Source organism: Rhodococcus cerastii (genome assembly GCF_033042195.1).
Taxonomy (GTDB): domain Bacteria; phylum Actinomycetota; class Actinomycetes; order Mycobacteriales; family Mycobacteriaceae; genus Rhodococcoides.
On sequence record NZ_JAWLKF010000027.1, the window covers coordinates 1 to 15,525 of the forward strand.

Annotated in this window: 5 protein-coding genes; 1 reads left to right on the forward strand and 4 read right to left on the reverse strand. The window is 63.5% G+C overall.

All coding sequences use genetic code 11. The annotated features are described in order from the left end of the window. Window positions 1-172 precede the first annotated feature (172 nt). The 3 genes from R3P93_RS24305 to R3P93_RS24315 form a co-directional block, all read right to left on the reverse strand. Window positions 173-1,699 carry a polysaccharide biosynthesis tyrosine autokinase gene (locus R3P93_RS24305; protein WP_317534351.1) on the reverse strand — a complete coding sequence of 509 codons (1,527 nt, stop codon included), beginning with the start codon at window positions 1,697-1,699 and terminating at the stop codon, window positions 173-175. Between the two features lie 67 nt (window positions 1,700-1,766). Beyond that, entirely contained in the window at window positions 1,767-2,645 is an 879-nt protein-coding gene (locus R3P93_RS24310; protein WP_317534352.1) for a cyclopropane mycolic acid synthase family methyltransferase, read from the reverse strand. Then, complete coding sequence (locus R3P93_RS24315; protein WP_317534353.1) at window positions 2,645-12,505, reverse strand: non-ribosomal peptide synthetase; 9,861 nt, start codon at window positions 12,503-12,505, stop codon at window positions 2,645-2,647. Before R3P93_RS24315 ends, R3P93_RS24310 begins: the two co-directional genes overlap by 1 nt. A 1,071-nt stretch (window positions 12,506-13,576) precedes the next feature. On the opposite strand from R3P93_RS24315, the gene R3P93_RS24320 reads away from it, so the two are divergent. Then, entirely contained in the window at window positions 13,577-14,818 is a 1,242-nt protein-coding gene (locus R3P93_RS24320; protein ID WP_317534354.1) for an O-antigen ligase family protein, read from the forward strand. Between the two features lie 490 nt (window positions 14,819-15,308). Here the strand turns inward: R3P93_RS24320 and R3P93_RS24325 are convergent. Further along, a partial coding sequence (locus tag R3P93_RS24325; RefSeq protein WP_317534355.1) for a hypothetical protein occupies window positions 15,309-15,525 on the reverse strand: 217 nt, incomplete at its 5' end.

The window sequence follows — 15,525 nt, forward strand, 5'->3', positions numbered from 1 at the left end:
CACTACAGTTACCAACAGCCCGCCATCGCGGCCTGAAAATAGTCATCTCCATTGTCCGAAATCCTCGCGGCAGATCACCGGTAACCGCCATACAACCGCAGATAGTGCACGGTTAAGGGGCCGCAAAGAGAACATGCTGGCGGCGGCCACGACCGCAAGCATGGGCAGTTTTTTATTCCTTGGCACGCCTCGATGTGGGCACCGCCGCCGAACGTCTCGGACTTGCCGCAGGAACAGCAGATGCTGAGCCACCGTGGCCATTTCGCGCTGACAACGCCGAGCTATCAGCCGGGAGTGTGGGGGAGGTAGTTGGCGCGGCCGGACTCGGGGTTTGACGCGCGACCGTCTTGTCCGTCTCGTAGTAGTACGAGTAGCCCTCCGCACCTTTACGTCCACTAGGCATCATGGTCAGCACAGCCCCGAGTACACGGGCTCCGATCTTGTCCAGGTTCTCCACCGCGCGACCGACCTCGGCTTCGCTGGTGTGACCGTGGCGAGCGACAACCAGTGCGCCGTCGCTGTGCGCAGTCAGTACTGCCGAGTCGGTCACCGGCAGCAGCGGCGCTCCGTCGATGATGACGAAATCGAACATCCCGTGCAGATCGGCAATCACCTGTCGTGCGGTTTCGGAGCCCAGGAGCTCGGACGGGTTCGGTGGGATGGGGCCCGACGCCAGCGCCTGCAATCCCTCGAACTTGGTGGGTTGCAGCACATCGCTGAGGCCGGCCTGGCCCGCGAGAACTGTCGAGAACCCGACCGCACCGATGAGGCCGAGGTACTTGGACACCCGGGGACGCCGCAGGTCACCTTCGACCAGAACCACCTGGTGGCCGGCCTCGGCCAACGCGAGGGCAAGGTTGACGGCCACCGTGGTCTTGCCCTCGGTGGGTACGGCGCTGGTGACGACGATGACGCGAGGTGGGTGGTCGACGTCGAGGAACTGCAGGTTGGTGCGCAGTTCACGGAAGGCCTCCGCGCTCGGTGAGTGCCCGCCGCCGAAAGGCACCACCGCGTTGTCTTTGAACGCCTTGTCGAATGGGATCGACCCGACGAGCGCAGCCCCGGACGCAGCCTCGAGCCTCGCCCGGGTCTTGATGGTGTTGTCTAATCTGTCTCGCAGCACGGCCAGTGCGATACCGAGCAACAGGCCCACTGCTGCGCCGAGGGCGATGTTGCGCACCGTCTTCGGGCCAATCGGTGCCGCAGCCTCCTTCGCCTCTTCCACCAGCCGGACTCCGGCCGTAGGTGCGCCGCCGTCTTCCGGAGTTTCGAGCTCGCGAACCAGCGTGGTGAGCTGTACAGCCAGCGAGTTCGCGATGTCGCGGGCTAGGCCGGGTGAACTGTCCACAACACACAGGTCGAGCAGAACTGTCTCCGGTGTCGACGTCGCGGTCACCTCCGCGGCCAGCTTCGCAGGCGTCATCGTCAAGCCCAGATCCGCGATGGTTCGCGCGGCGAGTGTTTCACCGGTGACCAGTTCCGAGTACGAGGCCACCCGCTGCTGCGAGAACAGGTTGCCCTGGTAGCTCTCGCTCACGGACGTTCCACCCGAGGTGGATACGAAGACTCGACTGCACGACTGGTAGGTGGGGGTGGTCAGCAGAGAGACCGCCAGTGCACCCAGAACGGCGACGGCAACGGTGACGACGATGACCAGCCAGCGCGTCCTCAGTATCCGGAGGTAGTCCTGGATTTCCACGTGGGGCTCCCTTAATCTCTGTGCAAGGCTCTGATGATGGTTCCATGTATTGGATGTTCCGGCGCGGTTACGGCACCGGATCCAACGTTTTTGTCAGCGTGAATTGCACGACGTCGATGCGCGAATCCTTGAACCTGGACGAGCTCCCGGTGAGGTACTCGACGTACTTCTCGTAGGTCTCCTCAGAAGACAGCGCGACTGCCTGCTCTCGCGAGGCGATGAGTCTGACCGCCCACTCATCGAGCGTACGTGCGTAATGCGGTCCGAGCGCATGTTCGCGGCGTAAGTCGAATCCGGCCTCTACCGCCCTGGATTTCACCATCTTCGCCAGGGTCAACTGCCCGCCCGGAAAGATATCGCGCACGATGAAACGCAGGAAGTGTGCGTCCTCCCGGGTCAGACCGACTGCGCCAGCGTCCGGTTTGGGCGGCGATACGACGATGGTGTGCAACAGCATCCGCCCACCGGGCCGCAGCACCGAGCGGCACTTAGCAAAGAAGGCGGAGTGCCGCTGACGCCGAAAGTGCTCGAATGCGCCGATGCTGACGATTCGGTCGACCGGCTCGTCAAACTCTTCCCACCCTTGCAACCGGATGTCTGCAAACCGTGTGCTCGACAGTTCGGCAACAACCTTGCGGCCCTGTTCGTACTGGTTCCGACTCAGCGTCAGGCCGATAACGTTGACGTCGTATTTCTCGACGGCCCGTTTCGCGAGAGCTCCCCACCCGCAGCCGATATCGAGCAGGGTCATTCCCGGCTCGAGGTCCAGCTTCCCGAGCGCCAGATCGATCTTGGCCATCTGCGCCTGCTCGAGCGTCATGTCGTCTCGTTCGAAGTAGGCACAGCTGTAGGTCATGCTCGGATCGAGAAACAACCGGAAGAACTCGTCCGATAGGTCGTAGTGCGCCCGAACATCATCGACGTACGGTTCCAACTGCTTGCTCATCACGTCACTCCCTTCGCGGCTGAGTCGATGCCGGCTATCCCGCCAATTGCACGCGCACCATCTTCACCCAGCATGTTTTCGTGCCTCACATCGATTCGGTGCTGTGAGATCTGGCCGGCGACGTAGTCTTGCCACTGTGTAGGCCCCTCCGACCCCTGAGCGGCTACGTAATGGATGTCACCCTTGAACACAGGCGGCACGTGAGCCGCAACCCACCCCGGAGCGTCGACAACGGGTTGGTACATACGCTCGAGGTGCTCGACGGTAAGGAATCCGAGTTCGCTCCTCGACTTGCGCAACTGTGCGGCAATCTCCTCAACCGAGTCACCCTCGACCCCGAGCTGACGAGCGAGATCGTCGATGCCGAACTCCGTCGCATCTTCAGGGGCCGAGAGCTGTGCGTCGACGAGCGCGAGCAGCGCGACGTCCTCACCTTCCGACTGCAGTTGCGTGGCAACAGCATGCGCGATCACGCCGCCGAGCGACCACCCGACCAGGTGATACGGACCGTGCGCCTGCACACCTCGGATCTCACGCACGTATCGCTCGGCGAACTCCTCGATCGAGGCCGGCGACGCTTCACCATCGTTGATGCCCGGCACCTGCAGCCCGTACAGCGGCCGATCGGTCTCCCCGAGCAGCGAGTAATAACTCCAGGCGATTCCGATGGCCGGGTGCACACAGAACAGCGGCGCACCCACACCCTCGGTTCGGAGCGGAAGCACCACATCGAACGCCCTGTCGACGCCGTCCTCGCCCGTGTCGAGTTGCGTTGCCAGAGCGGCGATCGTCGGATGTACCAGGAGCAGGCTGATGGGAAGACGACGGTCCAGCCGGTCCCCCAGCGCATCCATCACCTGCACCGCTGAGAGGGAGTGTCCGCCGAGATCGAAGAAGTTGTCGTCCACCCCGATGTCCTCGCCGGCCACCAGCAGCACCTCGGAGAACACGGCGTGCACCAACACTTCGTTCGCGGACACCGGGGCCCGGCGTTCGGTCGACATCACCGAGGGCTCGGGCAACGCGCTCACATCGACTTTGCCGGACAACGTCATCGGCAAGGCATCGACGACGGTCACGGTACCGGGCACCATGTACGCGGGCAGCGTTCTCGCCAGGAAGTCACGAGCCTCCCGCGGTTCGACGCTGCCCACCACGTAGGCGGCCAGCGAATCTCCATGACCGATCACGCTGGCCTGAAGCACATCCCGGTGACGCAGCAGCGCCGCCTCCACCTCGGACAGCTCGAGGCGATGGCCGCGAATCTTGACCTGCGAATCCACTCGGCCGAGATATTCGAGTTCACGATCGCCGCCCCGAACCACGCTGCTCTCAACAACCCAGCGCACGAGATCGCCGGTTCGGTAGAGCCGACCGGCACCGAAGGGATTGGCCACGAAACTGCTGGCCGTCGTTCCGCTCTGCCCCACATAGCCTTCGGCAAGACCGGCCCCGCCCAGGTACAGCTCCCCGACGACGTTGTTTCCCACCGGACGTAGTCGGGCATCGAGGACCACCGTGTCGAATCCGCGGGTCGGTCCGCCGATGGTCACCGGAGCCGCTCCCTGGCCCCACTCACGCTGATCGGTGGTGCAGGTGCTCATGACGGTCCCCTCGGTGGGGCCGTAGGCGTTGAACACCGAACGTTGACGCGACCATCGCTGCAGCAGAGCAGAATTGGCGGCTTCACCCGCCATGACGACAACCCGAAGCGACGGCACGGCGTCCGCGTCGGTCACCTGCAGCACGGTCGGCGTGAGGCACGCGTGGGTCACCTGGTGGTGCTCGATGAGCGCTTCGAGTTCGCGACCGCCGTGCACCTCGGCCGGAACGATCACCACACCGGCTCCTGCCCCGACGGCCATCAGTGTCTCGAAGATCGACGCATCGAAGCTCGGGGAGGCGAACTGAAGCACCCGAGAATCCGGCTCCACACCGAACAGATCTCGTTGGCTCTGAACCAGATTCGCGATACCGCGGTGCGTCACCCGCACACCCTTGGGCACCCCGGTGGAACCGGAGGTGTAGACGACGTAGGCCACGCTGTCCAGCGGTGCTGCGGGAACATCGACCCGGTCGCGTTCGTCGCCGGTGACACTCACCCAGTCGTGACCGAACGAATGGAAATCGGCCGCCGAGATTCCCGTGACCGGGGCTGCTCGATCGAGAATCTCCTGCACTCGGGCGACAGGTTGGGAGGGGTCGATGGACAGGAAGCCGGCACCGGTCTTGGCCACGGCCCAGATCGCGACCAGGTACTCGACGGATCGAGGATAGGCAATCGCCACCAGAGTGCCAGGACGAGCACCTGCACGTATCAGACTGTCCGCCAGCGTATTCGACTGTCGATCCACCTCGCGGTAGGTCAACGATCGCGACCCGTCGATCACCGCGGTGTTGTCCGGCCAGCTCGTCGCCGCCTGCTCGAACACTGCCGCCAGTGTGCAGTCGGGTGCGCTGCTGCGGTGGGACGCCACGGCCGACGGCGCGTGCCCGAAGTCCGCACTGCCGAGCCGAGTCTCCGGCTGCACCCCGACCATGGCCAACACCTCGGCCAGCCGCTCCGCGAGTCCCAGAATCACCGATCGAGAGAACCGTGCCGGTGAGTATCCGAGGTGGCCGCTCAGTCCAGCAGCGGACTCGTCGACCAGAACTTCGAGGTCGAACTGTGTGGCCGTGATGTCGACGCGCCGCGGGGTGATCGACGTCGACTCCAATTCGATTGCCGGAGTTGCCGTATCACCGAAGGCGAGGAGCACCTGGAACAGCGGATGGGTATCGACGGCGCGCGTGGGCGCCGCCGCGTCCACCACCCACTCGAACGGGACGTCGGAGTTTGCAAAGGCATCGAGATCCCGGTCGCGGACCGCGGTCACGAACTCCTCGAACGTTTTCGAAGGATCGACCTCTGTCCTGAGCACCACGGTACCGACGAACATGCCGACGAGGTGGTCGAGAGCGGGGTCGGATCTACCCGCCACCGGCGTCCCGATGGCGATGTCCTGGGTGCCACTGGCTTCGGCGAGTACAGCGGCGAGCGCCGCGTGGACCACGACGAACACCGTTGCACCCACGCGATGCGCAAGTGAACGCAGCCGCGTCAGGGTGTCCGGGCCGACGGAGAACTGCACGGCCGTCGCCTCGGCCGAGGGATCAGGAGTACCGGTCGGCAGATCGAGGAACTCCGGCACGCCGGCCAGGGTGCGTCGCCAGAAGTCCAGCTGATCCGACGCCACGGCGTCGAGAATATCCCGCTGCCACACCCGGTAGTCCGAATAGTCGACTGCGAGAGGCTCGAAGTCCGGTGCGGATCCAGAGATCCGAGCCAGCAGAGCGATCTCGACGTCTCGAGCCAGGGGACGGAGCGAGAGACCATCGATCGCGATGTGGTGCGCAACGACAGAGAGCACCCGCTCGCCGCCTCGTTCCACCAAGCCCAGTCGTAGCGGCGCTTCGAGGGTCAGATCGAAACCGTGCAGGGCCGACTCGCTCAGCCCGGCATGAGCGTCGTCCAACGTCGACAGCACGATCTGCGAGTCGAGAACGACGGTGACGGGACCGTCCGCGGTCGACGGGTACATCGTGCGCAGCGGTGTATGTCGTTCCAGCACATCCGCTATCGCGGCGCGCAGCACATTCAGGTCCAGGTTCGCCGGGAGCGGCACCTCGAACGCGATGTTGTAGGCAGCCGACGCTGGGTCGTATCGATTCTGCAACCAGATGCGACGCTCGGCCGGGGCCAGACCGGGGTACGACCGCGCGTCGGGATCATGAACCAGAGACGGTAACGGGGTGTAGTTCTCGGACAGCAGCTCGATCGCCGACGCGAGCTGCTGCGCGGTGGGCAACTCGAAGATGGTCCGCACCGGCACCTGGGTACCGAGCGCCGCGCTGATGCGGGTTGCGGCACGCGTCGCGAGGAGAGAGTCCCCGCCGAGGACGAAGAAATTGGCGTCGACGGCCGGATTGTCGATACCCAGCAGGTCGGCGAAGATCCCGAGCACCACCTCTTGCGCCAAGGTGCGTGCCTCCGCCGCATCGCTGCCGGGCAGCGTCTCCGGATACAAGGCCGCGAGATCCACTTTGCCGTTACCGGTCAGCGGAATACCGTCGATCCGGGTGATCACGGTCGGCTGCATCGACAACGGCAGCCGGTCCAGTAGCCACTGTGCAGCGTCGTGGCTATCGAGACCCACCACCCATACGTGAATTCTGTTCTCACGCAACGCTGCTACTGCTCCGGTGACGGCTGGGTGCGCCGTCAAGACACTCTCGATCTCGCCGAGTTCGATGCGCACACCGTTGATCTGGACCTGATCGTCTCGGCGTCCGCGGTAGTCGAGCAGGCCCGAGAGTTGCTGCCGGACGAGGTCACCGGTCCGGTACATCCGCGTGCCGCCGGGTGCCGCCACGAAGCGAGCCGCGGTCGACGCCGGATCCGCGTGATAGCCGCGAGCGACGCCCGAGCCCGCGACATACAGCTCACCGACGCCCCCGAACGGCACCGAGTGCAACCGGTCGTCGAGCACAAGGGCTCCCACATGGGCCAACGGCCGACCGATGGTGACCGGCTCACCAGCCCGAAGCGACTCGGCCAGCGTGGCCACCACCGTTGTCTCACTGGGACCGTAGGCGTTCAGCATCGACCGCCCGGCCGACCAGGCGTCCACGACACCGGCACCCAGCACGTCACCACCGACAGCGACGGTCTCGATCCCGGGGGTCGGCGGCACGGTGGCGAGCACCGCGGGCGTGGACAGGTAGTGCGTGACGCGATGTGCGGTGAGGAAAGCCGACATCTCGTCGCCGCCGAGAAGGTCGGGCGGCGCGATCACCATGGTTGCCCCGGCCCCGAAAGCCAGCACGAGCTCGAGCACAGCGGCATCGAAGTTCACCGAGTAGCCATGCAGCACGCGCGAACTCGACGTCACGCCGTAGCGCGGAATGACCTGCTGCGCGAGCGCATACACACCCTGATGCGTCACCACCACAGGCTTGGGTGTTCCCGTCGAACCCGACGTGTGGATCACGTAGGCGGGGTGCTCGGGCTGCAGTATTGCCACGCGGTCCGCGTCGGTCAGGGGCAGATCGCTGAGGTTCTGGGCCGCAGCCTCGTCGAGCCAGTGCACCGTCTCCTCGACGCCACCGAACCCGATCTCGATGTCCTGCAGCATCTGTTCTCGACGAACCGTCGGGTAGCGTGGGTCGACGGGGACGAACGCGCCGCCTGCCTTCACGACGCCCCACAGAGTCACGATGTACTCGGCCGAGCGTTCGAGGGACAGAGCGACAAACGTTTCCGGCCCGACGCCGTGTGCGATGAGCAGCCGCGCGATCCGATTCGAGCGAGAATCGAGCTCGGCGTACGTCACCGATTCCAGGCCGTCGATAGCGACGGCCGCACCGGATTCCCAGCCCACCACGTCGAGTAGCGTTCCGCCGGAAGTCGAGGCCGGCAGTGCCGGCGTCTCGGCAAGGGCCAGGTCGCCGACGACAACGGTGGGATTGGCAACCGCCGCATTCAGGATGAACAGAATCACCGAGGCGAACTGTTCGACGGTGGCCCGCTGATACAGGTCCAGCGCGTACTCGATCTGGCCCGTGAGGGCCGTCGAGTCGTGCTGGCCCTCGAGTACCAGGGTGAGGTCGAATTCCGAGGTGCGAGTGGGAATCTCCAGCACCGAGACGGGCAGGTCCTCGACGGATCGGTGCGGTGCATTGTCGAATGCCAGCATCACCTGGAACAGCGGATGCCGGTCGAGGGATCGATCGGTCGCCAAGGCGTCGACGATGCGCTCGAACGGGACGTCGGAATGCGAGAAGGCCTCGAGGTCTGCGGTGCGGATTGCATCGAGCAACGACGCGAAGCTCACCGACGGGTCCACGGTGACTGCGAGAGGCAGGGTTCCGACGAACATCCCCACCATCTCGTCGAGCGCTTCGTGGCCTCGCCCTGCAGTCGGGGATCCGACCACCACGCGGTTCGACGTACCGAATCGACTCAGGGCGGCGGCCACGGCGGCATGGAGGACCATGAAGGTGGTCGAGTTGGTCGATCGGGCCAGCTCACGAATGCCCGCGTGCAGAGTCGACGAGATCTCGAAGGGAACCGCGTCGGTCATCATCGATTGCACTGCGGGCCTGGGGAAGTCCGCCGGTAGCTCTGCCGATGCGATGTCGACATCACCGAGAATCGACGTCCAGAACGAGAGTTGCTCGTCGGCAACCGAATCCACCATCAATCGGTTCCACACCGCGTACTGGCCGTATTGCGCACGCAGGCGTGGCCAGGTGGGCGCATGACCCGCTCCACGGGAGGCATGGGCGAACGCGAAGTCGCGTACGAGTGGGTCGACCGACCATCCGTCCATCGCGATGTGGTGCACCACCACGACGACGACGGTGTCGCCGGATTCTTGCACACTCAGAAGTGTTGCGTGGATGGGTACTTCGACGGAAACATCGAACCCCTCGGCCGCTAACGCTGCCACTGCAGAGTCCAGATCGCGCTCGGACACAGTGCGCTCGGGGACCTCGACCAGGACGGTGTCGGTAGGCCGCACCACCTGCCGCGGACCGTCGTCGTCGGACGGGTAATACGTGCGCAGGGCTTCGTGCCGCTCGATGACGTCGCGGAGCGCCGTCAGAACCAACGCGGAATCCTGACCGACACCCACTCGCACGGCCACCGGCATGTTGTAGGCAGGCGATGCGGGATCGAACTGGTTGAGGAACCACAGCCGCTGCTGTGCGTACGACAGCGGGATACGTTCGGGCACAACGGTATCGAGCAGCTCGAGCGATACCTCGGAAGCAGAGGACAAGTCGATGGCCGCCGCGACTGCGCGGACCGTGGGATCGGCGAACAGTACGGTCAGCGAGATCGAGGAACCGAGGCGTGCGAGAACTCGGGTGGCGCTGAGTGAATCACCGCCGAGCTCGAAGAAGGAGTGCTCGCGCCCCACCTTCTCGACACCGAGGACGTCGGCGAAGGCTCTCGCCACGGAATGTTCCGTATCAGTCTGCGGCGCAACATATTCGGTAGTGACGAGTGCGATGGGGGCCGGCAGTGCACGGCGGTCGACCTTGCCGCTTGCCGTGATGGGTAGTGCGTCCAGAACAACGACGGTGCTGGGAACCATCCAGGCGGGCAGCCGGCTGCGGAGATAGCTGTCCAGCTCCACCGAGGGTCCGGTGACATAGAGGACGAGGCGATTGTCGCGCACAACAGCCGCGGCGGCGATCACTCCGGCACACGTCGTTGCGGCGGACTCGACTTCGCCGAGTTCGAGACGACGCCCGTGCAGCTGGATCTGCTGATCACCGCGGCCGAGGTACTCCATCGTGGAACCGTCGAACGAGCGTCGGACGATGTCTCCCGTGCGGTACAACCGAGCTCCGGGCACCCCGGGGTCTGCGACGAACCTCGCCGATGTCACGCCCGGCTGCCCGCTGTACCCGCGGGCGAGTCCGTCACCGCCGAGATACAGCTCGCCGACGCCGCCGCACGGCGTGGGCCGCAGGTGGGCATCGAGCACCAGCCCGCGGACACCCGGCAGCGGAGCGCCGATGGTCACCCGTTCGGCCGCTCGCATCGGGTCGGACAGCGTGGCCAACACTGTCGCCTCGGTCGGCCCGTAGGCGTTGTGCATCGCCGCATCGGCAGAGACGAACCTGTCGCGCAACGCAGGAGGGCACTCCTCGCCGCCGACGTCGAAGACCTCGATGGAGCCGAGGTCGCGAGGGTCGAGAGTGGCCAGCACCGTCGGCGAGGTGATCAGATGCGTGATTTTCTCGCTGTCCAACACCTGGGCGAGGGCAGGGCCGGCGTAGACGTCGTCCGGGGCGATCACCAAGGTGGCACCCGCAGCGAACGCGGCAAGGATCTCCTGGATGGACGCGTCGAAGACCGGCGAGGCTGCGTGCAGCACGCGGGAGTAGGGGGTGACGGCATACTTTTCGACGACATTGGCCGCCACTTGCGCGAGTCCGCGGTGAGTGATGCTGACGGCCTTGGGTTTACCGGTCGATCCCGAGGTGTGGATGACGTAGGCCTCGTTATCGACGTGCACGGTCGGCGCAACGAAGGCACGCGGGTCCGCGTCGAGCAGATCTTCTATGTCGAACCACTGAGTGGAATCCGGAAGTTGTTCCAGCGCAGCCCCGGTGGCGATCCCGAACTCGACACCCGCGTCGGCGATCACCGCAGCCAATCGCTCGGCGGGCTCGGTGGGGTCGAGGGGAACGAATGATGCGCCCGAGATCGAGACCGCCCACGAGGCCAGCACCGATTCGTAAGAGCGTTCGATGGCGACGGCAACGCGTTTCTCGGGGCCTGCACCGATCGAGACGAGTTGCGCAGCAATGTGTTCGGCGACCCTGGTAAAGTCCTCACTGGATTGATCGACTCCGGTGGCACGAACCACCGCGCCGGCCGTCAAGAGTGAGGGCAGCAGCGCGGGGGTTGCGGTCGCCGTTGCAGATCCGCCGAGTAACGCTGCCCTCTCGTCGACACCGAGCACCTCGAGTTCGGACACGGCAAGGCCCTCGGGGGCATCGACCACCTCACGCAGGAGCGCCAGGAAGCGCCGATGGTGGGCTAAGAGCTCATCGGTGCTGTAGAGCGCCGGGTTTCCGAGGAAGTCGACGCGAGTACTGGTGCCGGCGACTCCGGGGTAGACGTTGACCATCATGTCGTCGATGGGGCCGCTGGAAAGCACACGGTATTCGCCGATGACGTCCCCGAGCCGGATTGTGCTGTTGTACATCATGATGTTGACCGTCGGCCCGAACGCTCCGCGACCGGCGGCGGCGGTATCCGCGCTACCGCCGATTTCGCGCTGCATGTCTTCGACGCGGAAGCGCTGGTGCCGCAGCGCACCGGTGAGTTCCACTTGAACCCGCCGCAGCAGTTCTTTGACGGTCACCCCGGGTTCGACGCCAATGCGCAGAGGCACGACGTTGGACATCATGCCGGAAGAATCCCGCAGCTTCGTGGTCGCTCGCCCCGATACCGGCAGGCTGAGCATCACGTCGTCGGTATCGGTCATGCGCGCGAGATACAGCGCGAAGGCCGCTAGAACGACGGGGACGTCCGAGGAATTGTACCGGTGTGCCACTTCGGCCATGGCGTCGGTGAGCCGCGCGTCCAGCACTGCACCCACGCTCACGGACACTCCCGAGGGTGCTGCCTGCGCACTCGGACTGCCGGCGAGACGCGGGGCGTCTGCGTGACCGTCGAGCCGCCCGAGCCAGTACTGACGATCGGTGTCGTAGCGAGAGGAGTTGGGGTAGGCGGCTTCGTAGTCGTAGATCTCGCGCACACCGACGGCTCGCGTCTTCGGCACTTCGGTGCCGTTGACCAGGGCTGTGTAGACCGCCGCTGTGCGTTCCTGCACGGAGATGGCACCGAGTCCGTCCATCACGACGTGGTGGGCACGGCTGTACCAGTAGAAGTGACTCTCGCCGACCTGGATGATCTCGGACGAGATCAGCTGGTCGCGGACGAGGTCGACAGGCTTGCGGTACTGCTCATCCATGTATCGCTGCGCGTCGTCGACGGGATGATCGCACTCCCTAAAATCTCGATAGATCATCGCGTAGGGGGCGTTGAAGTCAGGCCACTGGTAAGGATGACCGTCATGCATGACGAGACGAACAAATGTCGACTCCAGCCGCCGGCACGCGATGTCCGTCGCTCGGATCAGCAGGGACGGATCGATGTCGCCGTGAATCTCGACGTACTGAGCGATGGTAAACGGCACTTGTGGCGCGAGCTGCTGGGCGAAGTAGATGTTCATCTGGGCAGCCGACAGAGGGAAGTGGCCATGGTTCAGTGGCTCGCCTACATGTGACGACACGTACTGCCCTCCTCAACGTTGACGTCCTAGCGGCTTCGGTTTCATTGGCTCGAATGCCGCCCAGCAACGTTGAACTACATCGCCCCGGTACAAACTAGCGGACGTCGGGCAGATGCTCTACCCGAGTCGATATAGTCAGAGCTTCTCTTGATTCCGGGCAAAACGTTTCCGGCCGTGCGACGGTTCGTCGCGTGGTCGAAACTACTAAATTTCTCACTAATCGATCGAGCGGGCCGTTTCAGTGAGGCTATCGCTGACGCGTCCTACCGTCCCGTCACGGATGGGCTGATGTCAATAGATGCGACCGCAACATTACCTTAGGGAAAGCGCACCTTGCTCCGAGTCGACACGTACACAGTCGATGGGCTTTTGACGAGCAGGAACAAGAAGCCCGTACTGTCCAACAGCTAACTCGGCGCGGTCGAGTGTTCGTAGCTACACCCGCTATACACCTTGGAACGTTGAACCGTTTTTTCGACTAACGCCGAACCGTTGAGTCGAATCTGTCCTCGGGTGCCAGACAACTCGACCGTGGACGCAGACGTCTTAGGCAAGCTCCGGGTCCGGACGGAGTAAGGGCTCGCGATCTAAGTCACCGAACTGTTTCAGCAGCAACCAAGATTCGCACACAACACTGGTGCAGCCGCAGACGCAGGCTGCGGGAGCTCGCTGATCTTCAACCGTGCTCTAACCCCCGCCCACGTTGGCTGCGCGCAGTTCCATTGCGACAGTCACTCAGAATTCGCCAAGACCACCGCCCGCGTGGACTTGCTGTCGAAACATTCGCAGCGGAACTTCTCGCAGTTCAGGTAGTCAAGCTCGCCGCGCCGTTACCCACCTCATCAGCGAAAACATGCGACGACGCCGTGACGGTCGCATCGCGCCACCGAGGGATCGCCATAACCCGGCTCGTCACCAAGACCATCAACCCAGCTACGAACGCGGCGAGCGCGTACGGTCATGCTAAGTCACACCACCCTGATCACTATGAACAAGGCCGTCCTGTCGGCCACTCGACGCACTGTGACGATCTGGTCGACGCAACGCAAACCCAACGACTAGGATCACAGTGTGCCTGATAACATGCGCCCTGCCCTACCCCTCTTTGCAGGGATCGCGGTGGCCTTCATCGTCGTTCAGGACGCCCTCAACACTGCAGTCGGAGTTCAGGGTGCGGCGACGCTAGCGCTCGTCGCATTGGCGGTGGTGATGTTCATAAAGACCAAAGCGACGCGGGAAGGATCCGAATCCTCGAACCCACTTCACGCATGGCCCTCCGCATTCATGTGGGCGTTCGTCGTGTGGGCCACGGCTGGTTTCATCACATCCCCGACGACCGAAGGGCTGCAACACGTAGCGGTCTGGTTCCTACTCCCTGCTGTCGCTGCCCTTGTCGCCATGAAAGCAACCACTAACACGATCACCATTATTTACCCGTGGTGGCGGCGCGCAGCGATCGCAGCGGCGCTGATATACATTAGCCTCGCTGCGATCAACGGCCCTGGCGTCACTGCGTTTCCATACTCGGAGCGTGGTGCTGGATGGGTTCTTGTCTCAGCAATGGTCCTTCTTTTCGCCAAAGTAATTTTCGAACGAGAATCGCTATGGCCTCTCATGATTGTCGGCACTGCGGTCGTGCTTTCGTTGTCCCGTACACCTATAGCAATTATGTTGGGCTTCGCCGCTATTTTAATTATTGCGGGACGAAACAGGTCCGCGAAAAACAAGAACCCATGGTTCGCCCGAACACTGCTGGCTGGTTCCGCGGCAATCGCGGGTGTTATCTACTTATTCACGTCCTTCACCTCTATTTCAAACCGGTTTTCGCAAGGTGACGGGTACACCCTCTTTGGCGTAGAGATTAACGCCTCCGGCCGCGACAAGATCTGGACGTTGACGACCGACTTGTGGAAAGAGAATATTTGGTTCGGCAATGGGCCAGGCGCTGCGCAACGGTACATCACGGACTACTACGACGCCTCTATCGCTCACCCGCACAACGAGTATCTACGGTTCCTAGCCGACACTGGTGTCGTCGGCTTGGCTTTATGGATACTCGGGATGGGGGGACTCCTGTTCGGAGCGGTGAAACGTTTGCGAAATTCCCGAATCGCACAAGACCGAACTATTCACGGCGCTGCAATCCTTTCACTTCTGCTGATTCTCGGTGCCTCCACGACCGACAATCCAACGATCACCGTCTACCAGACAGTCATTTACGCAACCGTGCTCGGGCTAAGCATGTCCCGTGCTCGAGTCGCTGAAAACACTGACCGGCCGACACATGTTGCGCAGCTTGACGCTACGCGATGATCAATCACGAACGTCCCCGGGCATTCCTCCGTGGTCGCAGCCTGTGTCCGATACAACCCACATCGGTCTTCGGTTCGTTCTGACTCCGCCGCCTGAGCCACCCTCGCCTTCTACAGGACCTGATGCGTCATGGACCGACAGAAACCCGCGGGAACCCGTTGTTCGCGAGGTCGTCGACTGACCTTTCAGCGAGGTACCCGTGTCCAGCGGTATTCAGGTGCGTTCTGCTCTCCGAGGTAGACTTCGGCGAGTTTTTCGTTGTCGAACCACCTCTGTCGTAGAGGATTTATGATCGCGGCTCGTGCCTGAAGAGCCCCAGCGACAATGGTGTCGTTCGGCCCACCGAGTAGTGCGCCAAGTGGTTGCGGCGCACCCGGGCTAATAACGACCACTTGTACGCCGGGCCAGGCTTGCCGAGTCTGCTCGATCGTGTCGACGACTGTCTACGTGGTCTCTTCTGGAGTGAACCGATAGTCATTCTCACTGCCCTCTAGAAGTCCACATCGGGTTCGTACCCATTGGCCTTTAACCGCCTAATTCGATCGAAATACCTGTTTGGATCGATGCCGTCAACTCCGCCTCCCCGGGACCAACCAGTTCCCGGAATCCCGTCGTAACGCCTCCCGGCTGCCTGATTCTCGATCACAACGTACGGGTCGAGCTGCTCGGTCGTCAGGTTCCACGAGCGGGCGAGGATCATGTAGTTC

Excerpts from the sequence above, each read along its gene's own strand:
- R3P93_RS24310 (WP_317534352.1), bottom strand. The coding sequence starts at position 2,645 with ATGAGCAAGCAGTTGGAACCGTACGTCGATGATGTTCGGGCGCACTAC.